Genomic DNA, 19,439 nt, shown 5'->3' with positions numbered 1-19,439 from the left:
CTGCCGCTGGGCGGCGGAGTCGGAGGAAACGTCGGCGGGCAGCTGTAAGTTTTGCTCATGGGTACGCAGGAGACGGGTGAGGCGCCGGCTGAGGTGCGGGTGCGGCATGCCGAGTTGAGTACGGAGATCGAGGACCACCGGGCGAGGTATTACCTGGCCAGTCCGATCATCTCGGACGGGGACTTCGACGCTCTGATGCACGAGCTGCAGGGGATCGAGGAGCAGTACCCCGAGCTTCGCACTCCGGATTCGCCCACGCAGAAGGTCGGCGCCCCGGTCTCCACGCTGTTCACCCCGGTGCAGCACCCGATGCGGATGGAGAGCCTGGCGAACGCGTTCTCCGCCGAGCAGATGGAGGCCTGGGCGAAGCGCCTCGAGCGCGAGGTCACCCTCCAGCAGATCCACGACAGCGGGTTCATCTGCGAGCTCAAGGTCGACGGCCTCGCCCTCGACCTGGTGTACGAGAACGGCAAGCTCGTCACCGGCGCCACCCGCGGCGACGGCCGCACCGGCGAGGACGTCACCCCCAACGTCCGCACGATCAAAAGCATCCCGAACGAACTGAACGGCAAGGACCTCCCGTCCTTCCTGGAGGTCCGCGGCGAGGTCTACTTCCGGGTCGAGGACTTCGAGGAGCTCAACGCGCAGCTCGTCGAGGCCGGCAAGGACGTCTTCTCCAACCCGCGCAACAGCGCCGCCGGATCGCTGCGCCAGAAGGACCCGCGGGTCTCGGCCGGCCGCCCGCTGCGGTTCGTCGTGCACGGCCTCGGCAAGGTCGACGGCCACCACATCGGCCGACTCTCGGAGGCCTACGAGCAGCTCAAGGCTTGGGGCCTCCCGGTCAGCGACCGCGCCCGCCGGGTCGGCACGCTGAAGGAAGTCAACGACTTCATCGCGTACTACGGCGAGAACCGCCACTCGGTCGACCACGAGATCGACGGGGTCGTGGTGAAGGTCGACGAGGTCGATCTGCAGCGCGCGCTCGGCTCCACGTCGAGCGCGCCGCGCTGGGCGATCGCGTTCAAGTACCCGCCGGAAGAGGTCAACACCAAGCTGATCGAGATCGAGGTGAACGTCGGCCGCACCGGCCGGGTCACCCCGTTCGCGCACATGGAGCCGGTCCGCGTCGCCGGGTCCACCGTCGAGTACGCGACGCTGCACAACGCCAAGGAGGTCGCCCGCAAGGACGTCCGCCCGGGCGACACCGTCGTACTGCGGAAGGCGGGCGACGTCATCCCGGAAGTCCTCGGCCCGGTGGTCGACCTGCGTCCGAAGGGCCTGCCGGCGTGGGAGATGCCGACGCGGTGCCCGTGGTGCGACACGGTGCTGGCGCCGGCCAAGGAGTCCGACGTCGACATCCGCTGCCCCAACTCGCAGTACTGCCAGGGACAACTGCGTGAGCGGCTGTTCTATCTGGCCGGGCGGTCCGCGTTCGACATCGAGGGGCTCGGATTCAAGGCGGCCGACGCGCTGATCCGCGGCGGGCTGATCGCGGACGAGGGCGACCTGTTCGCGCTGACCGAGGAGAAGCTGGCCGAGAGCGAGTTCTTCACCACGAAGGCCGGCGCCCTGTCGGCGAACGCGCGCAAGCTGCTGGCCAACCTCGAGGAGGCCAAGGCCAAGCCGCTGTCACGGGTGATGGTCGCGCTGTCGATCCGGCACGTCGGCCCGACCGCGGCCGCCGCGCTGACCGAGGTGTTCGACAACATCGACGACGTCCGGGCGGCGAGCGAGGAGCAACTGGCCGAGATCGAGGGCGTCGGGCCGACCATCGCGCAGGCGATGATCGAGTGGTTCCAGGTGCCTTGGCATCAGGCGATCGTGGACAAGTGGCAGGCGTCCGGCGTGGTGATGCGCGAGGAGCGCACCGGTCCGGAGTTCCCGCAGATCCTGACCGGGTTGTCGGTCGTGGTGACCGGGACCGTCGAGGGGTTCAGCCGGGACGAGGCGACCGAGGCGATCGTGGGCCGCGGCGGGAAGGTCGCGAGCTCGGTGTCGAAGAAGACCTCGTTCGTGGTCGTCGGCGACTCGCCGGGATCGAAGTACGACAAGGCGGTCCAGCTCGGCGTACCGATCCTGGATGCCGCCGGGTTCGAGATTCTGCTGGCCGATGGCGCCGACGCGGCGGGCGAGGTTGCGACGACCGGCTCGCCGGACGCGGGATAACGATTCACAACTGATCCCGGCCGGGCGGATCCGGCGGCTGTGCTGAGCCGTCGGACTGTTAACTTTGCACGTCGAGACGTGGGTCAGAAGGAGCAGATATGACGACGCCGCCGCAGGGACCATGGGGTCCTGGGCAGCCGGGGGGCCAGCCAGGCGGGCAGCACGGGGGACAGGGCGGCCAGCCGCCGCAGCAGGGCGGCTGGGGACAACAGCCTCCCGCCCAGGGTGGCGGATGGGGCCAGCGCCCACCGCAGCAGGGACAGCCCCCTCAGCAGGGGCGCCCGCCGCAGGGCCAGCCTCCGCACGGGCAGCCTCCCCACGGCCAGCCGCCGCAGGGACAACCGCCGCACGGTCAGCCGCCGCAGCAGGGTGGTTGGGGTCCGCAGCCTGGCCAGGGTCAGCCCGGGCAGGGTCAGCCCGGGCAGGGCGGTCAGCAGGGTCAGCCGCAGCAGGGCTGGGGCCAGCAGCCGGGTGGTCCGTACCAGCAGCAGTCGTGGGGCCAGCGGCCCCAGCAGCCTGGTCAGCAGCAGGCCGGCTGGCACCAGCAGCAGGGGCAGTCGCCGTGGCAGCCCGGCGCTCCGGGCGGCGCTCCGGGCGGTGGCAAGAAGGGCCCGGGCGGCATCAGCAAGGACAAGCTGCCGCTGGTGATCGGCGGCGGCGTGGTCGGCATCATCGTGATCGCCCTGCTGGTCTTCCTCGGTATCCACCAGTTCGGTGGTGACGACACCCCCGAGTCGAACCCGACCACGACCGCGCAGCCGACCGGCGGCGAGTCCAAGGGTGGCGAGAACGGCGAGCTGGGCAACGCGACCGGCCAGGCCAAGAACGCGACCGAGAAGCTGCAGGGCAACGGTTTCGGCTGCAGCGACCTGTTCAACACCGCCCAGGGCGCCCACCGCGGCTGCTTCAAGTACGAGGACCGTGCGCAGGCGGAGGCGCTGTTCCAGTTCAAGCCGGACGGCACGATCATCGCGATCCAGTTCGAGTCGGTGAACGAGGACAACAACAACAACGCCGCGGTCGTGTTCGACCAGGTGCTGCAGGCGGTCGGCAACGACACGTTCGGCGGCGACCAGGTGAAGAAGGTCCAGGACGCGGTCAAGCAGGGCCAGAAGTCGGTGAAGATCGACAGCAGCTGGGGCGAGTTCGAGCTGCGCAACGACGGCGACACCTACGAGCTGTCCGGCGGGAAGGAAGGCGAGGAGTCGCTCGACATCCCGGACAAGACGTTCGACACCACCAAGCCGCAGATGCTCGCGGCGCTGAAGACGAAGGCCTACGTCTGCACGAGCTCCTGCACCAAGGAGATCGGCAAGTACGGCCAGCAGCGGGTGTACTTCTACGCCAGCGACGGCGAGGGCATCAAGGACATCCAGGTCAGCGCCTCCGGCGACACCGCGGATGTGAAGAAGGCCCTGCCGACTGCTCTGAACGACGCGTTCGGGGCGCTCAAGGGCGGCGATACGGCGGCCCTGAAGTCGTACATCCAGGCGCACAGTGACGGGAAGTCGTACGCTTCTTATGTCGCCGGTTGGCGGGTCGAGATCAGAGGCAACAGCTCGGACAGCTATTCCTCGCAGCAGGTCGAGATCACGTACGAGTCGTTCTACGTCTGAGGACGTTGGTTCGGAGGCTGGATGAAGTTCCCCCGGGAGAAGCGGGAGTCACGGACGGTGGTCGCGCCACCGCCCGAGGCGGGCCGGCGTGTCGACGGCGGTGGAGCCTGGGGCCCCACCCAGTTCGACCTCCCGGATCAGAACGGCAGCAACAGTCAGGCGATCCTGATCGTCGCGCTGGTCGGCGTGGTCGTGCTGCTGATCATCGCGGCACTCTGGGCGTTCGCCTACTTCCAGTTCACCTAGCGGCAACCTGGCAACAGCCTCAGCGTCGGCGCGACCGATGTCTCGATGAGTGACCTGAAACCCCGAACGGTGACCGGAGACCTGAAATAGCAGGTCTCCGGTCACCGTTTCTTGTCTCAGGTTGCTCTTCTGGCCGCAGGGTCAGGAGGTGGCGCGGATGGTGACGGCCAGCGAGGCCAGGTAGGAGAGGCGGGCGACTTCGGAGCCGAGGAATTCGGGCCCGCCGCGACGGCCGATGACCAGGACGCGGCGGTCGGACTCCAAGGGCGCGGCGACCAGGACCGATTCCGCGAGCCCCTTGTGGTCCGGGGCTTCTAGGGTGGTCGCCTTCTCCATCGGGAGCCAGCGGCCGGCCACGTCGCCGAACTCCGGCGTCGCGCTCGTCTCCAGCGCGACCTTCACCTCGCTGCCGGTGCCGTCGAGCAATGCGGCCCAGTCGGCATGCAGCACGGCGGGCGACTGCTCGACCAGGATGTCGATCGCGTCCGCGGGGGCCGACGTCATCTGCTCGACCGCTTCGAGGTCCATGTGCAGTCCGCCGCCGGCGCCGTACCGGGAGAACCAGATGACCTCGACGTCGGGGACGCCGTTGCACGCGGAGACGAGGCGGTCGGGCAGCACACCGGGAGGCAGGTCGACCACGATGTCGTCGACGGCGGTGCCGTTCTCCCGGCGGTGCTCGACGATCTCGATCGCGTGGATGTCGGCGTTCACCTCACCGAGGGCCGTTGCCACCGTGCCCAGCGAACCGGGCCGGTCGGGGATGATCAAGCGCAGCAAAAACACCGAACGATCATCTCCCAGCCGATCACCAAGCGCGTAACGCCCTGTCGCCGCCCATGTTACAGAGCGGTAGCCACAAAACACGCGCGCCCATCTCATCGAGGTCTTGTCCACAGGCCGGGGGACGGCGAAATGAACCTGTCATCAGCGGCCACTAGGATGGCTCGGGCCGGGAGGATTTCGCCCGGAAGTCCTGCGAACCATTGGATAGTTCATGCCATCGATTACCCGCGAAGAGGTCGCGCACCTGGCGCGACTGGCGCGGATCGAGCTCACCGACGACGAGCTCGACCACCTTGCGCCGCAGCTCGACCAGATCATCGGACTGGTCGGGCAGGTCAGCCAGGTGGCGGCGGACGACATCCCGCCGACCTCGCATGCCCTGCCGCTGACCAACGTGATGCGCGCCGACGAGAATGTCCCGTGCCTCACGCCCGAGCAGGCGCTCTCCGGCGCGCCCGCCCAGGAGGAGCAGCGCTTCCGGGTGCCGCGGATCCTGGAGGAGGACTGACGATGAGTGACCTCACCAGGAAGACCGCGGCCGAGCTCGCGGAGTTGATGACGTCCAAGCAGGCCAGCTCGGTGGAGATCACCCAGGCCCATCTGGACCGGATCGCCGCCGTCGACGGTGACGTGCACGCGTTCCTGCACGTGGACACCGAGGGCGCGCTGGCGCAGGCCAAGGCGGTCGACGACAAGCGCGCGGCGGGCGAGCAGCTCGCTCCGCTGGCCGGTGTTCCGCTGGCGCTCAAGGACGTGCTCACCCAGGAGGGCATCCCGACCACGGCCGGCTCGAAGATCCTCGAGGGCTGGAAGCCGCCGTACGACTCGACGGTCGTCAAGCGGCTGAAGGCGGCCGGGATCGTCATCCTCGGCAAGACCAACATGGACGAGTTCGCGATGGGCTCCTCCACGGAGAACTCGGCGTACGGCACGACCCACAACCCGTGGGACCTGGGCCGGATCCCGGGTGGTTCCGGCGGCGGTTCGTCCGCGGCCATCTCGGCGTACGAGGCGCCGCTCGCGATCGGCACCGACACCGGTGGCTCGATCCGCCAGCCCGGTGCCTTCACCGGCACGGTCGGTGTGAAGCCGACGTACGGCGGCACCTCGCGGTACGGACTGATCGCGCTGGCGTCGTCGCTCGACACGCCTGGTCCCTGTGCGCGGACGACGCTCGACGCGGCGCTGCTGCACGAAGCCATCGCGGGGTACGACCCGATGGACTCGACGTCGATCAACCAGCCGGTCCCGGCCGTCGTCGAGGCCGCTCGCAACGGCGACGTCGCCGGTCTGCGGATCGGCGTGGTCAAGGAGCTCGGCGGCGAGGGATACCAGCCGGGTGTCGAGGCGCGCTTCCACGAGGCGGTCGAGCTGCTCACCAAGCTCGGCGCCGAGGTGGTCGAGGTCTCGTGCCCGCACTTCGAGTACGCGCTGCCGGCGTACTACCTGATCCTGCCGAGCGAGGCCTCGTCCAACCTGGCCAAGTTCGACGCCATGCGGTACGGCCTGCGCGTCGGCGACGACGGCACGAACAGCGCGGAGAAGGTGACGAGCCTGACCCGCGAGGCCGGGTTCGGCGCCGAGGTCAAGCGCCGCATCATCCTCGGCACGCACGCGCTCTCGAGCGGGTACTACGACGCCTACTACGGGCAGGCGCAGAAGGTGCGGACGCTGATCGCCCGCGACTTCGCCAACGCCTACGAGCAGGTCGACGTGCTGGTCTCGCCGGCCACGCCGACGACCGCGTTCGCGATCGGTGACCGGATCAACGACCCGATCGCCATGTACAAGAACGACCTCTGCACGATCCCGTCCAACCTGGCCGGCAACGCGGCCGCGTCGTTCCCGTGCGGCCTGGCCGACGAGGACGGCATGCCGGTCGGCTTCCACGTGATGGCCCCGGTGATGCGCGACGACCTGTGCTACCAGGTCGGCGCCGCGCTCGAGTCCGCGCTGGCCGAGCAGTGGGGCGGCGTACTCATGACCAAGGCTCCGGAGCTGGAGGTGACCCGATGACCGCTGAAGTTCTCGAGATCGACGATGCGCTCGCGCAGTACGACCCGGTCATGGGTCTGGAGGTCCACGTCGAGCTGAACACGAAGTCGAAGATGTTCTGCGGCTGCCCGACCGAGTTCGGCGCCCCGCCGAACACGCAGACCTGCCCGGTCTGCCTCGGTCTGCCGGGCGCGCTGCCGGTGGTGAACGCCCGTGGCGTCGAGTCGGCGATCAAGATCGGCCTGGCGCTGAACTGCGAGATCGCCGAGTGGTGCCGGTTCGCCCGGAAGAACTACTTCTACCCGGACATGCCGAAGAACTTCCAGACCTCGCAGTACGACGAGCCGATCGCGTTCAACGGCTGGACCGAGGTCGTCGTCGACGGCGAGACGTACCGGATCGAGATCGAGCGCGCGCACATGGAGGAGGACACCGGCAAGTCCACCCACATCGGCGGCGCGACCGGGCGGATCCACGGCGCCTCGCACTCGCTGGTCGACTACAACCGGGCCGGTATCCCGCTGATCGAGATCGTCACCAAGACGATCGAGGTGCCGCCGGCGAAGGCCGCGGCGGTCGCCCGGGCGTATGTGAGCATGCTGCGCGACCTGCTGCTGTCGCTGGACGTCTCGGACGTCCGGATGGACCAAGGCTCGCTGCGCTGCGACGCGAACGTCTCGCTCAAGCCGAAGGGGTCCTCGACGCTGGGGACCCGCACCGAGACCAAGAACGTGAACTCGTTCCGCTCGGTCGAGCGCGCGATCACCTACGAGATCACCCGGCAGGCGGCCGTGCTGTCGTCCGGCGGCAAGGTCCTGCAGGAGACCCGGCACTGGCACGAGGACACCGGCGTCACCACCTCCGGCCGGGAGAAGTCCGACGCCGACGACTACCGGTACTTCCCGGAGCCCGACCTGGTCCCGGTCGCGCCGTCGCGCGAGTGGGTCGAGGAGCTGCGCGCGACGCTGCCCGAGGCTCCGTCCGTGCGGCGTGCGCGGTTGCAGGAGGGCTGGGGTTTCACGGATCTTGAGATGCGTGACGTCATCAACGGCAACGCGCTGGAGCCGATCGTCGCGACGGTCGAGCTCGGTGTCACGCCGGCGGCCGCGAAGAAGTGGTGGCTGGGTGAGCTGGCCCGCTCGGCGAACGAGTCGGGTCAGGAGCTGGACGCGCTGGGCGTCGGTCCGGCGCAGGTCGCCGAGGTCCAGAAGCTGGTCGACGAAGGCACGCTGAACGACAAGCTCGCCCGGCAGGTCTTCGAGGGTCTGCTCGCCGGTGAAGGTACGCCGGCCGAGATCATCGAGAAGCGTGGCCTGGCCCTGGTCTCGGACGACTCGGCCCTCATCGAAGCCATCGACCGGGCCATCGCTGCCAACCCCGACGTCGTCGAAAAGGTCAACTCCGGCAAACCAGCCGCCGCCGGCGCCCTCATCGGCGCCGTCATGAAGGACATGCGAGGCCAAGCCGACGCCGCCAAGGTCCGCCAACTCCTCAACGAAAAGCTGGGTATCTAAGCCCACGCAACTGTGGCCGGGCACCAGCCAATCAGCTGGCGCCCGGCTGCGTGCCGCCGCCCGACTGCCTGCCGGCGCCCCGGCAGCCAGTCGGTGTCTGACGACCGGCTGGTGTCTGACGACTGGCTGGCGCCGGGGACGCGGCGGGTATTTTCAGGCGGCGTCTTGCTGGGGGTGAGGGGCTCCGGCTATGACTTCGCGTTCTACTCGGCCGTCGTCCACGTCGGCGGCGTCGGCCAGGAGGGTTTGGGCTACCGAGAGTTCGTCGGTGGGGCAGCGGACCTCGTAGGTCGTGGCGAGGACCTGGGTAGTGACTGCGTCAGGGCGGTTGCGGACAAGGCCGCGGAAGAGACCCCACAGCGTTCCGACGATGACGCCGTACACGAAGCCCGAGACGACGACGGCCAGGCCGTTGAGCGTGGTCTCGGCGACGAGAGTGACGAAGACAGCGGCCAGCACGCCGAGTGCCGCGCCCTGCAGCGCGCTCACCCCGGTGAGCCGCGCGACCCCGACGGTCCTGCGTCTGGTTGCTTGGCGGAGTCCGGCACCGACGACCTCCAGGCCGGCCGCGTCCATCCCGTAACTTCGCAGGTAGTCGACTGTCCGCTGAGCATCCTCGTAGGTGCTCACCGCAGCGATCACACTGCTGGGAACGCCGGGCCCCTGGCCGGTCCGCATACCGATCTCCTCCTCAGGTCGTCTGCTTACTTCACAAGTACCAGACGACCCAAGAGTTGAAACGGTTGACGACTCAGGACGTGCCTCATCTCTCAACTGCTCAGCGTCACCCGAAGGATCCGGTCGTCGCCGTCGTGTGGCTGGCCGCGGCCGTCGGTGTTGGACGTGGTCACCCACAACGATCCGTCCGGCGCCGCCTCGACCGTACGCAAACGCCCGTACTGCTTGGTGAAGAACGCCTGCGGCTCACCGACGCGCTTGCCGTCGGCAACTGGTATCGCCCACAGCCGCTCGCCGCGCAACGACGCCATGAAGACGTATCCCTTCACGATCGCGATCCCCGACGGCGACGCGTCCACCGTGTGCCACTGCGCGATCGGATCGGTCATCCCGTCCAGATTGCTGATCCCCTCGGCGGCCGGCCAGCCGTAGTTCGAGCCGGGCGTGATCACGTTCAGCTCGTCCCAGGTGTTCTGCCCGAACTCCGCGGCGTACAGCTGCTTCCCGTCGAATGCGAGCCCCTGCACGTTCCGGTGCCCCTTGGTGATCCACACCCGGCCGTCCGGGTTCCCCGGTGCGGCCTTCCCGTCGGTGGTGATCCGCAGGATCTTGCCGCCGAGCGAGTCGTCGTCCTGCGAGTTCGGCCGGTCGGAGCCGTCCCCGGTCCCGGCGTACAGGAATCCGTCCGGCCCGAACCGCAGCCGCCCGCCGTTGTGGATCGGCGATTCCGGAATCCCTTCCAGAATCACCTGCTGGCCGGACAGCTTCCCGTCCTGATAGGTGATCCGCGCGATCCGGTTGTCGTCTCCGGCCGAGAAGCACGCGTAGATGTACGGCTTGCCCGGGTACCCCGGATCCACCGCCAGCCCCAGCAACCCGCCCTCGGACGACGACTTCACCCCGTCGACCGTGCCGACCTCCGACACCTGCCCACCGGCGATCCGCTTGATCTTCCCCGAATCCCGCTCCGCCACCAACGCACTCTTGTCCGGCAGGAACGCCAACCCCCAAGGCACCTCAAGCCCCGTGGCCACCGTCGACGCCACCACCAACTTGACCGTCGCCGGCCCACCCGCCGTACTCGCAGTGGACGGAGCCGACGCCGATCCAGAGCTACTCGGCGTCGCCTCCGAGCACCCTGTGGCCAGCGCCAACGCCGCAACCACCACCGCGGCCTGCCCCCGCCGCCTGACCTTCGTCCCGCTCACGCCGTCTCCTCCGATAGACCTGCCTACTTACTACACCGCAGGTCAACGAATGGTTCAGCTTCCCCAGGTGGGACGGAGGGGGAAGTGGGCGTTGGCCTGGTCGTCCAGTTTTACGGCGAGGAACTGGTGGAGCTGGGTGTTGTTGCGTTCGAAGCCGACTCGGCAGGCGGCCAGGTAGAGGCCCCAGATCTTTGCGGTGGCGTGGCCGACCTCGGCGACGGCCTCGTCCCAGTGGGCTACCAGGTTGTCGGACCAGGCGGCCAGGGTGAGGGCGTAGTGCTCGCGGAGGTTCTCCTCGTGGCGGACCTCGAAGCCGGCGTCCTGGGCCTCGGCGATGATGCGGCCCGAGCCGATCAGCTCGCCGTCGGGGAAGATGTAGCGGTCGATGAACGGGCCGGTCGAGCGGAACCGGTTGTCGGGCCGGGTGATGCAGTGGTTCAGCAGCCGGCCGCCGGGCTTCAGCCGGTCGAGCAGGAAGCCGAAGTACGACGGGTAGTTGCGCACGCCGATGTGTTCGGTCAGGCCGATCGAGCTGATCGCGTCGAAGTCGCGCTCGGGGACGTCGCGGTAGTCCAGGAACCGGACCTCGGCCAGATGCTCGAGCCCCTCCCGCTTGATCGCCTCGGTCGCCCACTCCGCCTGGGCCGACGACAGCGTGACACCGAGCGCCTGTACGCCGTACTCGCGGGCCGCGTGCCGGACCATGCCGCCCCAGCCGCACCCGACGTCGAGGAGCCGCTGCCCGGCCTTGAGGTCGAGCTTGCGGGCGACGAGGTCGTACTTCTCGTGCTGCGCCTCCTCCAGCGTCGCCTCCGCCGTCGGGTAGACCGCGCAGGTATACGTCATCGACGGCCCGAGGATCCACTCGTAGAACGTGTTCGACACGTCGTAGTGGTGATGGATCGCGGCCTTGTCCCGCGCCTTCGAGTGCCGCAGCCCTTCGAACGTACGACGCCACTTCGGCAGGTGCTCCTGCGGCGGGGGAGGCGGCGGCTTCAGGTGGCTCCAGCCGAGCCCGCGGACGATCCGCAGCGCCTCCGCCGTCGTCGGACGCTCGAAGTGCACCTGGTTGAGCATCATCCGCATCATCTCGTACGGGTTGCCCTCGTGGATGCCGGTGATCTCCAGGTCGCCCATCACGTACGCGCGGACCAGCCCGAGATCGCCGGGCGCGGTCAGGACGTAGGACAGGCCACGCTCGGTGGCCAGATGCATGTGGATCGGCGAGTCTTCCGGGCCGGTCGCGCTGCCGTCGTACGCCGTGAACCGGAACGGCAGGCCGTCCGGGGTCACCGTGGTCAGTGCGTCAGCGATCGAAACCTGGGTCGCGAGCGTCGTCATCGGCGCGTCACCGCCTTTTCGTAGAGCCCGGTGAGCCGGGCGTTCGGGTCGTAGCGTTCCTTCACCGCGGCGAGGGCCGGCACGTTGTACAGCCGGTCGAAGGTGTCGCGGTCGTAGTAAGCGTCGGAGTACAGCGATTTGTGCCCGCCGAAGTCGGTGACCGCGGCCTCGATCCGCCGGTTGACGTCGCCGTCCGCAGCACCGGGGGCGATCGGCACAGTGCCCCAGAAGCCGACGTTCACGTAGGTCTCGCCGGGCTTGAGTGGATACAAAGGCCAGGATTCGGACCCGCGCAGCCGCAGCGGGCACAGCCAGACCGGGCGCATGCCGACATTTGCGTCGAACCAGCGCAGGAAATCCGCCAGCCGGCCGACCGGGATCTCCACATCCTGGACCACGCGCTCACGATCCGGCTGCCCGCGGCGCCGGTTGAGCCGGGCCGCGACCTGGTGCCGGTTCTCGAAGCCGACGATCTTGTGGAACACGTCGCTGCGCCGCCAGCGCTTCGGCCACAACCGCCGTACGACGGGCTGTTGCGCGCCGAACGCCGCCGAGCACCAGAACCAGTCGGTGTCCCAGCGCCACAGGTAGTCGTGCGCGGTGAGGAAGTCCTGCTGGCGCTGCTGGATCGAGCGGTAGTAGATCTGCTGGCCGGTGTAGTCGCTGGTCCGGGTCGCGGCGTCGCTGTTGCGGCCGAGCGTCAGGTACGCCTCGGCCGGGCTGAACGCGACCCCGTCGACGAAGTGCACCGGATCGCCGTCATACGTGCCCGAGGCAACGATCTCGTCGATCGCCGGCGCCAGCTCGTCGAGGTCGAGCCGCACGTGCCGCAGCGCGACGTACGGCGAGATCCTGTCGAGCTCGATCCGCAGCCGGGTCGCGTACCCGAGCGTGCCGTACGAGTTCGGGAACATCCGGAACAGGTCGGCGTGCTCGCCCGAAGGCCGTGCGGTGACCAGGTCACCGGCGCCGGTGAGGATGTCGAGCTCGAGCACCGACTCGTGCGGCAGGCCGGCCCGGAACGACGACGATTCGATGCCGAGCCCGGTCACCGCGCCGCCGAGCGTGATCGTCTTCAGCTGCGGCACGACCATCGGCGTCAGCCCGTGCGGCAGAGTCGCCGCGACCAGGTCCTCGTAGGTGCACATGCCCTGGACGTCGGCCGTCCGCGCGGCCGCGTCGACGCTGATCACGCCGGTCAGCTTCGACACGTCCAGGCCGGGCCGGTCGAGCTCGGTCCGCGGCCGGAAGAGGTTCGAGGAGCGCTTCGCCAGCCGGACCGGGTCGCCCTGCGGGATGCGCTGGTACGACTCCCGCAGTCGCCCGACGGCCTGATCGTGTACGAGCGTCGCCGCCAGATCCGATGTCGAAGGCACCGATCAAGAGTACGACGATGCACCGGCTCCGGCACGGGAAAAGGCACGAGATAGTAGGTTCGTCACATGGCTGACGTGAGGGCTTGGCTGCCCTGGGAGGACCCCCGCGCTTACCTCGGTGATCTGCCCGAGGGGTACGACGTGGACTTCTACGCCGGCGGTGAGCGGCCGGCGGCGCTCGACGAGGTGGAGTTCTACGTGCCCGCCTACATGGGCGGCGGCGATGTGCTCGACATCGTCCGCGAGATGCCGGCACTCAAGGTGGTGCAGCTGCAGACGGCCGGGTTCGAGCACGTCCAGTCGCGGCTCGCCGAGGGCGTCACCTTGTGCAACGCACGCGGCGTCCACGATGCGTCGACGGCCGAGCTCGCGGTCGCGCTGATCCTGGCGACGTACCGGCAGCTGCCGCGGGCCGTCCGCGACCAGGAGCGCGGGACCTGGCCGGACTCCTACGACGAGTTCGACGACTCGCTCGCGGACCGGACCGTGCTGATCCTCGGGTACGGCGCGATCGGCGAGGCGCTCGAACGGCGGCTGAGCGGGTTCGAGTGCGAGGTGATCCGGGTCGCGCGGCGGGAGCGCGAGGGCGTGCATCCCACCAGTGAGTTGCCTGAGCTGCTGCCGCGCGCGGACGTCGTCGTACTGCTGACGCCGGCGACCCCGGAGACCACCCGGATGGTGGATGCCAAGTTCCTGGCGAGCATGAAGGACGGCGCCCTGCTGGTGAATGTCGCCCGCGGTGTCGTCGTGGACACGGACGCGTTGCTCGCCGAGCTGAGCACCCGCCGGATCAGGGCCGCGCTCGACGTGACCGACCCCGAGCCGTTGCCCGCGGGACATCGGCTGTGGTCTGCTCCGAACGTACTGATCAATCCGCATCGCGGTGGTGCGTCGACGGCGTTCGCGCCGCGGGTGGCCCGGCTGGTCCGCGCCCAGCTGGAGCGCTACGCCGCCGGGGAACCGCTGATCAACGTGGTGGCCGGGCCGCCACGGTAAACATCGGGTAGGAGGAGGACGACGATGTCCGAGGCCGTACTGCTGATCGGGACCAAGAAGGGTCTCTGGATCGGCCGGAGCGACGCTGCCCGCACGGAGTGGCGGCTCGACGGACCGGTGCCGGAGTTCGAGATGCAGGGCGTGTACGCCGTGGGCATCGACACCCGGGGCGACCGGCCGCGGCTGTTCGTCGGCGGCACGAGTGAGCATTGGGGGCCGGCGGTCTTCCATTCCGACGACCTCGGCGCCACCTGGGCCGAGCCGCCGGAGGGCTCGATCGGGTTCCCCGAGGGCTCCGACGCCTCGCTCGAACGCGTCTGGCAGATCCAGGCTGCGCCGGCCGGCCAGCCGGGAGTCGTGTACGCCGGGACACAGCCCTCGGCGCTGTGGAAGTCGACCGACGGCGGAGTCACGTTCGACCTGGTCCGGGGCCTCTGGGACCATCCGCACCGCAAGGAGTGGGGCGCCGGCTTCGGCGGGCAGGCCGTGCACACCGTGCTGCCGCACCCGACCGACGCCGATCGCGTGAGCGTGGCGATGTCGACCGGCGGTGTCTACCGGACGGCCGACGGCGGTACGACGTGGGCACCGGCCAACCAGGGCATCCAGGCGAAGTTCTTCCCCGACCCGTACCCCGAGTTCGGTCAGTGTGTGCACAAGCTCGCCGGGCACCCCGACGTACCCGAGCGGATGTTCGCCCAGAACCACCACGGCGTGTACCGGTCGGACGACGGCGGCGCGATCTGGAAGTCGATCGCGGACGGCCTGCCGTCGGACTTCGGCTTCCCGATCGTGGTGCACCCGCACGAGCCCGCGACGATCTACGTGTTCCCCCTGGTCGCGGACGCCAACCGGATCCCGACCGAGGCGAAGTGCCGCGTCTATCGCTCCCGGGACGCGGGCTCCACCTGGGAGCCGCTGTCGGCCGGCTTGCCCGACGTGTCGTACGTGCCGGTACTGCGGGACGCGATGACCACCGACACCGCGGATCCGGCCGGCGTGTACGTCGGCACGCGGGACGGGTGCGTCTACGCGAGCGCCGACTCCGGCGACAGCTGGGCCGAGGTCGCCAGCCATCTCCCCGACGTACTCACCGTGCGCGCCGCTGTGGTCGGATGATCGCCGTCCGGCTGCCCACTGTGCTCCGCCCGTTCGCGGGCGGAGCCGAGCGGGTGGAGGTCGAGGCCGGTACCGTGGCCGAGGCCTTCGCAGCGCTGGATCCACCGCTGCGCCGTCGGCTCACCGACGAGCAGGGCGGCGTGCGCCGGCACGTGAACATCTACCTCCGCGACGACAACATCCGCGACCTCGAGGGCCTCGACACTCCCCTCACCGACGGCGACGAGCTGCTGATCCTGCCGAGCGTGGCGGGCGGCTGAGACGCCCTGAAACACCCTGAAACACCCTGAAACACGCTGTCATCGTTCCGTCGCTCCGTGGTGACACCGGGTGGTGAGGGGTTGTGGGCCCGGTGAGTGCCGATTTAGATTCGCCAGATGGGGCCGGCGGCTGGGCCGTCGCCTGGGGGGTGCCCGGGGGAGGGGGCGCCCTGATGCATGCGTTTCTGGACCGGCTCGGCCGGGGAGCGGCACGTTTCCACTGGTTCGTGATCGCCGGCTGGCTGGTGGTGGTCGTCGGGTTGTTCGTCCTGCGGTCGGCGTTCGGCGGCACGTACGTCAACAACTACACGGTTCCGGGCAGTGAATCGTCGGCTGGATTGAATCTGCTGAACAAGGACTTCGCCAGCGCCGGCGGGTACTCGGGCTCGATCGTGTTCCACGCGAAGACCGGCACGGTGTCCGAGCACGCCGACGCCGTCCAGACGTCGATGGAGGCCGTCGGCAAACTGCCGGACGTCGTCACCGCCGTCGATCCGCTGGCGCAGAGCTCCTCGAGCTCGCCGTCGCCGTACGTCTCGAAGGACGGCAGCATCGTCAACGCGCCGGTCTCCTTCTCGGTGGTGCCGGCGTCGCTCGACAAGTCGTACGTCGACAAGCTGGACGCGGCGGTGCAGCCGGCCCGGGCGGCCGGGCTGCAGGTCGAGTACGGCGGTGGCACCGGGCAGATCGGGAAGCAGGCGAACGACGGTCCGTCGGAGGCGATCGGTCTCGTGCTCGCGTTGCTGCTGCTGTTCCTGATGTTCCGGTCGGTGGTCGCGTCCGGCCTGCCACTGCTGTCGGCGGTCTTCAGCGTCGGCGGCGGGCTGGCGGTCCTCGGGCTGCTCGCGGCCGTCAAGGACTTCCCGGTCTCCGCGCCGACCGTGGCGACACTGCTCGGCCTCGGGGTCGCGATCGACTACGGCCTCTTCCTGGTGTCGCGGCACCGCGAGCAACTGGACGACGGCATGGGGGTCGTGGAGTCGGCGGGCCGCGCGGAGTCGACGTCCGGCGCCGCGATTTTGGTTGCCGGTGGCACCGTCGTGATCGCGATCCTCGGGCTGTACGTGTCCGGTGTGCCGTTCGTCGGCGCGCTCGGCCTGTCGTCGGCGATCGTGGTCGCGGTGACGGTGCTGGCCGCGCTCACGCTGATCCCGGCGCTGCTCGGTCTGGCGAAGTTCACCGTGCTCAATCGCAAGGACCGCCATCACCTCGCCGACGAACGCGAGCTGGAGGCCGGGCTCCCGGACGAGACCGCGATCGCCGATCACCGCGCGGAAGAACGCGAACGCCGTGACTCCAAGCACGAGCAGAGCGCCTTCGCCCGGTGGGGCCGCAAGGTCAGCGATCGGCCGTGGCCGTACGGCATCGCGGCGACGCTGGTGCTGCTCGTCCTCGCGATCCCGTTGCTGTCGATGAACCTCGGCCAGCTCGATGCCGGCACCGATCCGGCCGGCGACTCCAGCCGGAAGGCGTACGACCTGATCGCGCAGGGGTTCGGTCCCGGCGCCAACGGTCCGCTGACGGTCGTCGTACAACTGCCGTCGTCGGGTGACAAGCAGACCTTGCTGAGCGGGCTCAGCTCCACGCTGCAGAAGACCCCTGGGGTCGCCGCGGTCCAGCCGCCGAACACCAACAGCGCGGGTACGACGGCCATCATCAACGTCATCCCGACCACGTCGCCGTCCGCGGCGGAGACCGAGGACCTGGTCAACCGGATCCGCGACGACGTGCTGTCGGGCCAGCAGGAGCCGACGTACGTCGTCGGCACCACGGCCGGGTACGTCGACTTCACCGAGAAGGTCGGCAGCCGGATGCCTTGGCTGATCGGCGCCGTCGTGCTGCTCGCGTTCCTGCTGCTCACGGTCGCGTTCCGCTCGCTGCTGATCGGCGTGAAGGCGGCTGTGCTGAACCTGCTGTCGGTCGGGGCGGCGTACGGCGTGATCGTCGCCGTCTTCCAGTGGGGCTGGGGGTCGTCGCTGGTCGGGATCGACGAGAACGTGCCGATCCCGTCGTTCGTGCCGATGCTGATGTTCGCGATCGTGTTCGGGCTGTCGATGGACTACGAGGTCTTCCTGCTGTCCCGGGTGCACGAGGCGTGGATCGCGACCAGGGACAGCCATCGCGCGGTGGCGATCGGGATCGGGGCGACCGCCCGGGTCATCACCACCGCGGCGGCGATCATGATCGTGGTCTTCCTGAGCTTCGTGCTGGACGACGACCCGACGGTGAAGATGCTCGCGGTCGGCATGGCGGTCGCGGTGCTGATCGACGCCAGCGTGGTCCGGATGATCCTGGTGCCGTCGGTGATGACGCTGCTCGGTGATCGTGCGTGGTGGCTGCCGCGGTGGCTCGACCGGATCGTCCCCGACATCCAGCTCGAGGGCGGTCCGCCGCCCGCACCGCCGGAGCCGGAGCGGGAGAAGATCGACGTGCCCGGCTGACGCGGGCGGAAAAGAAAAGACTGCAGTTTGCCGGCGGGTTTGGTTAGCGTCGGGCGTCATGACCAACGTCCTCCTGCTGACCGGCCCGCCGGGCTCCGGCAAGACCACCGTTGCCCGCCTGGTCGCGACCGACGCGCCGCGGCCGACCGTGCACATCACGACCGACGAGTTCTACCGCGCGATCCGCACCGGCTTCATCGCGCCGTACCTGCCTGGCGCGCAAGAGCAGAACGAGGTGGTCGTCGACGCGATCGTCGCGACGGTCGGCGTCTACGCGCGCGGCGGGTACGACGTGGTGGTGGACGGCATCATCGGCCCCTGGTTCCTGCCGCCGTTCCGCGCCGCCGCCGCCGACTGGTCGATGTCGTACGTCGTCCTGCGCCCCGACCTCGCGACAACGCTCGAACGCGCGCGGGCCCGGGCCGCCGGCGAGTTGAAGGAGGTCGAGGCGATCACCGGGCTGCACGGCGCGTTCGCGGACCTCGGCGAGCTCGAGCCCCACGCGATCGACACGTCGTCGCTCGATCCCGCGGACACGGCGGCCGCGGTCCGCAAAGCCGTTGCCTCGGGCGACTATCTGCTCAGTGCCGGAACAGGCGTACACCCGTCGCGGACCAGCTGATCCCGAGGTCCGCGCAGGCGGCGGCGACCTCGGGGGAGCGGATCGATCCGCCTGGTTCGGCGATGTGGGTGACGCCGTGGCGATGGGCCTCCTCGATGTTGTCGGTGAACGGCAGCGCACCGTCGGACACCATCGAGACGCCGGTCAACGGCTCGTCCGACCGGCGTGACCACCACAGCCGCGCCTTCTCGCCGGCCAGCCGCGTGCAGTCCACCCGGGACTGCTGCCCGGCGCCGATGCCGATCGCCGTCGCGTCCTTCACCATGACGACGGTGTTCGACTGGGTGTAGCGGGCGACGATCAACCCCAGCAGGAGGTCCCGGGCCGCGTCGTCCGGCACCTCCTCGTCCAGCAGGTCGCGCGTCAGCGGCAGCGCATCACGCTCCTGCGTCAGCCGCAGTCCGTAGACCTCCCGGGTCTCCTCGGCCGGCGGCTCGAAATCGGCGTCCGCTTCGAGCACGAGGTACGTCCCGCGCTTCTTCGCGGCCAGGATCTCGACCACGCCCTCGTCGTACCCGGGCGCGATGATCCCGTCCGACACGACCCGCTTCAACCGGTCCGCGAGCTCCGTGTCGACCGGATGCGACACCGCCACGAAATCGCCGTACGACGACTTCGGATCAGCCTCGCGAGCCCGGACGTAAGCCTCGGCAACGGTCGCACCAAGCGCGGCACCCGCGGGCGAAACATGCTTGTACGAGGCGGCCGCCGGTACGCCGAACGCCCGCGCCGCCTCCCGCACGAGCTGCCACCCGGTCACCGCATCCAGCACATTGATGTACGACGGCGCACCCGAAACCACCGCGAACGGCGCACGATCGACCGGCGCCATCACCGCCGCTTGGTGTGGATTCATTCCATAACGCACGAGGACCTCCGAGGTCGGTCGGAGGCGCCCAGGCGGACGACGCCTTGTTCTTCGCTCCCCGGTGGTAACCCACCCTCGCCAGTCGCGGAGCCCTCAGCTTAGGTCCTGCCACGCCCTCACCCCGCTACGTACTGCGTCGGCGTCGGTCAGGGGTGGCTGATTCCGGTCATGTCGACCTCCTGTCACAGCGGTTCGGTGGCCGCGCCG

General features: G+C 69.3%; 17 protein-coding genes and 1 riboswitch. Of the genes, 11 read left to right on the top strand and 6 right to left on the bottom strand.

The annotated features are described in order from the left end of the window. Positions 1-57: 57 nt before the first annotated feature. From ligA to ACIA58_RS39300, 3 genes are all read left to right on the top strand, one after another. Positions 58-2,166, top strand: coding sequence for an NAD-dependent DNA ligase LigA (gene ligA / locus ACIA58_RS39310; protein ID WP_396408956.1), 2,109 nt, complete (start codon positions 58-60; stop codon positions 2,164-2,166). 98 nt (positions 2,167-2,264) lie between these two features. Next, complete coding sequence (locus tag ACIA58_RS39305; protein ID WP_396408955.1) at positions 2,265-3,782, top strand: hypothetical protein; 1,518 nt, start codon at positions 2,265-2,267, stop codon at positions 3,780-3,782. A gap of 21 nt (positions 3,783-3,803) precedes the next feature. After that, a complete protein-coding gene (locus ACIA58_RS39300) occupies positions 3,804-4,028 on the top strand; it encodes a hypothetical protein (RefSeq protein ID WP_350860720.1) in 225 nt (74 codons plus the stop codon). Positions 4,029-4,169: 141 nt separating this feature from the next. Here the strand turns inward: ACIA58_RS39300 and ACIA58_RS39295 are convergent, their stop codons facing one another. Next, complete coding sequence (locus tag ACIA58_RS39295; protein WP_396408954.1) at positions 4,170-4,814, bottom strand: ACT domain-containing protein; 645 nt, start codon at positions 4,812-4,814, stop codon at positions 4,170-4,172. Between the two features lie 211 nt (positions 4,815-5,025). On the opposite strand from ACIA58_RS39295, the gene gatC reads away from it, so the two are divergent. The 3 genes from gatC to gatB are packed head-to-tail and all read left to right on the top strand — an operon-like array spanning position 5,026 to position 8,323. Next, entirely contained in the window at positions 5,026-5,322 is a 297-nt protein-coding gene (gatC, locus tag ACIA58_RS39290; RefSeq protein WP_350860716.1) for an Asp-tRNA(Asn)/Glu-tRNA(Gln) amidotransferase subunit GatC, read from the top strand. A gap of 2 nt (positions 5,323-5,324) precedes the next feature. Continuing rightward, positions 5,325-6,830, top strand: coding sequence for an Asp-tRNA(Asn)/Glu-tRNA(Gln) amidotransferase subunit GatA (gene gatA / locus ACIA58_RS39285; protein WP_396408953.1), 1,506 nt, complete (start codon positions 5,325-5,327; stop codon positions 6,828-6,830). After that, complete coding sequence (gene gatB / locus ACIA58_RS39280) at positions 6,827-8,323, top strand: Asp-tRNA(Asn)/Glu-tRNA(Gln) amidotransferase subunit GatB (RefSeq protein ID WP_396408952.1); 1,497 nt, start codon at positions 6,827-6,829, stop codon at positions 8,321-8,323. The genes gatA and gatB overlap by 4 nt, the downstream gene beginning before the upstream one ends. Before the next feature lie 153 nt (positions 8,324-8,476). Here gatB and ACIA58_RS39275 read toward each other — a convergent pair whose 3' ends face one another. From ACIA58_RS39275 to ACIA58_RS39260, 4 genes are all read right to left on the bottom strand, one after another. Continuing rightward, complete coding sequence (locus tag ACIA58_RS39275; RefSeq protein ID WP_396408951.1) at positions 8,477-9,001, bottom strand: general stress protein; 525 nt, start codon at positions 8,999-9,001, stop codon at positions 8,477-8,479. Positions 9,002-9,093: 92 nt separating this feature from the next. Then, positions 9,094-10,209 (bottom strand): PQQ-dependent sugar dehydrogenase, encoded by a 1,116-nt coding sequence (locus tag ACIA58_RS39270; protein WP_396408950.1) that lies wholly within the window; start codon positions 10,207-10,209, stop codon positions 9,094-9,096. A 54-nt stretch (positions 10,210-10,263) separates the two neighbouring features. Then, positions 10,264-11,550 (bottom strand): class I SAM-dependent methyltransferase, encoded by a 1,287-nt coding sequence (locus ACIA58_RS39265; protein WP_396408949.1) that lies wholly within the window; start codon positions 11,548-11,550, stop codon positions 10,264-10,266. After that, a complete protein-coding gene (locus tag ACIA58_RS39260) occupies positions 11,547-12,926 on the bottom strand; it encodes an FAD-binding oxidoreductase (protein ID WP_396408948.1) in 1,380 nt (459 codons plus the stop codon). The genes ACIA58_RS39265 and ACIA58_RS39260 overlap by 4 nt, the downstream gene beginning before the upstream one ends. 66 nt (positions 12,927-12,992) lie before the next feature. On the opposite strand from ACIA58_RS39260, the gene ACIA58_RS39255 reads away from it, so the two are divergent. The 5 genes from ACIA58_RS39255 (at position 12,993) to ACIA58_RS39235 (ending at position 18,364) form a co-directional block, all read left to right on the top strand. Further along, entirely contained in the window at positions 12,993-13,922 is a 930-nt protein-coding gene (locus tag ACIA58_RS39255; RefSeq protein WP_396408947.1) for a 2-hydroxyacid dehydrogenase, read from the top strand. A gap of 24 nt (positions 13,923-13,946) precedes the next feature. Further along, on the top strand, positions 13,947-15,041 hold the full coding sequence (locus tag ACIA58_RS39250) for a WD40/YVTN/BNR-like repeat-containing protein (protein ID WP_396408946.1): 1,095 nt from the start codon (positions 13,947-13,949) through the stop codon (positions 15,039-15,041). Further along, the gene (locus ACIA58_RS39245; protein WP_396408945.1) at positions 15,038-15,301 is read left to right on the top strand and encodes a MoaD/ThiS family protein; all 264 of its coding nucleotides are present in this window, start codon (positions 15,038-15,040) and stop codon (positions 15,299-15,301) included. The genes ACIA58_RS39250 and ACIA58_RS39245 overlap by 4 nt, the downstream gene beginning before the upstream one ends. A 173-nt stretch (positions 15,302-15,474) precedes the next feature. Further along, complete coding sequence (locus tag ACIA58_RS39240; protein WP_396408944.1) at positions 15,475-17,742, top strand: MMPL family transporter; 2,268 nt, start codon at positions 15,475-15,477, stop codon at positions 17,740-17,742. Positions 17,743-17,800: 58 nt separating this feature from the next. Beyond that, positions 17,801-18,364 (top strand): AAA family ATPase, encoded by a 564-nt coding sequence (locus ACIA58_RS39235; RefSeq protein WP_396408943.1) that lies wholly within the window; start codon positions 17,801-17,803, stop codon positions 18,362-18,364. On the opposite strand, the gene ACIA58_RS39230 is transcribed toward ACIA58_RS39235, so the two are convergent. Further along, positions 18,324-19,232 (bottom strand): 5-aminoimidazole-4-carboxamide ribonucleotide transformylase, encoded by a 909-nt coding sequence (locus ACIA58_RS39230; protein ID WP_396408942.1) that lies wholly within the window; start codon positions 19,230-19,232, stop codon positions 18,324-18,326. The two genes, ACIA58_RS39235 and ACIA58_RS39230, sit on opposite strands and share 41 nt — an antisense overlap. A gap of 19 nt (positions 19,233-19,251) precedes the next feature. Beyond that, positions 19,252-19,328, bottom strand: a riboswitch (ZMP/ZTP riboswitch). Positions 19,329-19,439 lie beyond the last annotated feature (111 nt).

Source organism: Kribbella sp. NPDC051586 (assembly GCF_044453965.1).
GTDB lineage: Bacteria > Actinomycetota > Actinomycetes > Propionibacteriales > Kribbellaceae > Kribbella.
This window is presented reverse-complemented; position numbering and strand designations above follow the sequence as displayed.

Coding starts and splice junctions, on each gene's coding strand:
- ACIA58_RS39300 (WP_350860720.1), top strand. CDS start 3,804: ATGAAGTTCCCCCGGGAGAAGCGGGAGTCACGGACGGTGGTCGCGCCA.
- ACIA58_RS39265 (WP_396408949.1), bottom strand. CDS start 11,550: ATGACGACGCTCGCGACCCAGGTTTCGATCGCTGACGCACTGACCACG.
- ACIA58_RS39245 (WP_396408945.1), top strand. CDS start 15,038: ATGATCGCCGTCCGGCTGCCCACTGTGCTCCGCCCGTTCGCGGGCGGA.
- ACIA58_RS39305 (WP_396408955.1), top strand. CDS start 2,265: ATGACGACGCCGCCGCAGGGACCATGGGGTCCTGGGCAGCCGGGGGGC.
- ACIA58_RS39275 (WP_396408951.1), bottom strand. CDS start 9,001: ATGCGGACCGGCCAGGGGCCCGGCGTTCCCAGCAGTGTGATCGCTGCG.
- gatC (WP_350860716.1), top strand. CDS start 5,026: ATGCCATCGATTACCCGCGAAGAGGTCGCGCACCTGGCGCGACTGGCG.
- ACIA58_RS39250 (WP_396408946.1), top strand. CDS start 13,947: ATGTCCGAGGCCGTACTGCTGATCGGGACCAAGAAGGGTCTCTGGATC.
- gatA (WP_396408953.1), top strand. CDS start 5,325: ATGAGTGACCTCACCAGGAAGACCGCGGCCGAGCTCGCGGAGTTGATG.
- ACIA58_RS39235 (WP_396408943.1), top strand. CDS start 17,801: ATGACCAACGTCCTCCTGCTGACCGGCCCGCCGGGCTCCGGCAAGACC.
- ACIA58_RS39240 (WP_396408944.1), top strand. CDS start 15,475: ATGCATGCGTTTCTGGACCGGCTCGGCCGGGGAGCGGCACGTTTCCAC.
- ACIA58_RS39255 (WP_396408947.1), top strand. CDS start 12,993: ATGGCTGACGTGAGGGCTTGGCTGCCCTGGGAGGACCCCCGCGCTTAC.
- gatB (WP_396408952.1), top strand. CDS start 6,827: ATGACCGCTGAAGTTCTCGAGATCGACGATGCGCTCGCGCAGTACGAC.
- ligA (WP_396408956.1), top strand. CDS start 58: ATGGGTACGCAGGAGACGGGTGAGGCGCCGGCTGAGGTGCGGGTGCGG.